Raw genomic sequence first — 1,710 nt, 5'->3', positions numbered from 1 at the left:
CGTTGTTTCCGGCGGTACATCGTGGTGGTCAGTATCACGGCTATCACGACCGCAATCGCCATGGCGACCAGATACACGCTCCAAAATGAGGGCTTGATAGACAGAATACCGGGTAAGCCACCGACGCCAATGCCGTTGGCCATCACGCCGCTAACGCCGCACAACAGTGCCGCCAGCGCCGAGCCAATCATGGCACACAGCATGGGAAAACCGTATTTGAGATTGATACCGTACATGGCGGGTTCTGCCACGCCCAACATAGCGGAAATCGCCGCTGGCACGGAGGTTTCCCGTTCATTCACCTTGCGACTGATCAGCATAATACCAATCACCGCAGAACCCTGGGCAATGTTTGACAGGGCGATCAGCGGCCAAACCGGGGTGTGTCCCATACTTTGGATCATTTGCAAATCGATAGCCAACGTCGTCTGATGTACGCCGGTAATCACCAGTAGCGCATAGAGAAAGCCAAACAGCGCGGCACCGACTGGAGCAAAGCTGCCGGTCATCACGCTTGCGATCGCCCAGGCGATACCATCGCCAATGCTGCGCCCAACCGGGCCTATCACCGTGTGCGCCAGAAAGACTGCCAGCAGCAGCGACAACACCGGGACGCTCACCAGATGCAGCGAAGCCGGTATCCATTTTTTAAGACGTAGCTCAATCATTGCCAGCGCAATACCGGCCAGCAGGGAAGGAATAACCTGCGCCTGATAGCCGATACGCTGTATCGTGAACCCGCCGAAGTCCCACACCGCCGGTATTTGCTGACCGATAGAATAGGCATTCATCAACTGAGGTGAAACGAGTGTGATGCCGAGAATAATGCCCAGCACCGGTGTGCCACCCATTTTTTTCACCGCCGACCAGCAGATTGCCACGGGCAGATAGTAGAAGATGGCCTCGCCCAGTAGCCAGAGGAAATCATAGATCGTGTGGCAAATTGGACTACGCTCGATCAGCGACTGACCGTCAATCAGTGGAATGTCCCCGATAACGTTGCGCACGCCGAGGATCAAACCGCCACTGATCAAGGCGGGCAACAGCGGGTAGAAGATCTCTGCGAAATGTGAAATGGCCCGTTCCCACAGTGACATCCGGTGGTGCATGGCGTGCGGGGTGGTTTCCTCACTTTCAGGGGCTTTACCGATGGCGGCCTGTAATGCCTGGTAATAGGCCTCAACGTCAGTACCGATGACGATTTGGCATTGGTCGCCATGGGTAAAACACCCTTTGACCATGGAAAGCGTTTTGATGCCGTCGATGTTGACCTGTTCGGGGTGTTGTAATACCAGGCGTAATCGAGTGATACAGTGCGTGAGCGCGACAATGTTCTGTCTCCCTCCGAGCTGCTTAATCAGGTCTTCAATCGTTTGTGGCGGTACCTTGCTCATTTCTCTACCCTTTTCTTTGTATGGGGCGAAGTGGTGGATCAAGGATAGGCAACGATGCGTCGGTAATCGCCGATGAACGGGTATTACGAGCGAATTATTAGATTTGTCAGGCACCAAGTGATAAACCTGATGCCTGCGGCGTATTGAACGCATAACTTACTGGAAAGGTAAGGTCGCGTTGCGCAGTTTACGGCGATAGACCACCATGGTTAACAGCGCTGGTATCACCAGGGCAATCGCCATTGCCGCCAAATAGATGGCCCAAAAGGGGGGCTTGATGGATAAAATACCCGGTAAACCGCCAACGCCAATGCCG

1 protein-coding gene and 1 pseudogene are annotated in these 1,710 nt (G+C 54.4%); both read right to left on the bottom strand.

Annotated elements, in window-relative coordinates; translation table 11 throughout:
- Positions 1-1,394: PTS trehalose transporter subunit IIBC (gene treB / locus J5224_RS26710; RefSeq protein WP_264628186.1), on the bottom strand; the 1,394-nt coding region annotated here is incomplete at its 3' end.
- Positions 1,395-1,550: 156 nt separating this feature from the next.
- Positions 1,551-1,710 (bottom strand): annotated as a pseudogene (locus J5224_RS26705) (PTS trehalose transporter subunit IIBC); the annotation flags it as partial.

This window comes from Candidatus Symbiopectobacterium sp. NZEC135 (assembly GCF_025962695.1).
Note: the sequence above shows the minus strand (reverse complement) of the source record. Positions and strands in the feature narration are given on the sequence as shown.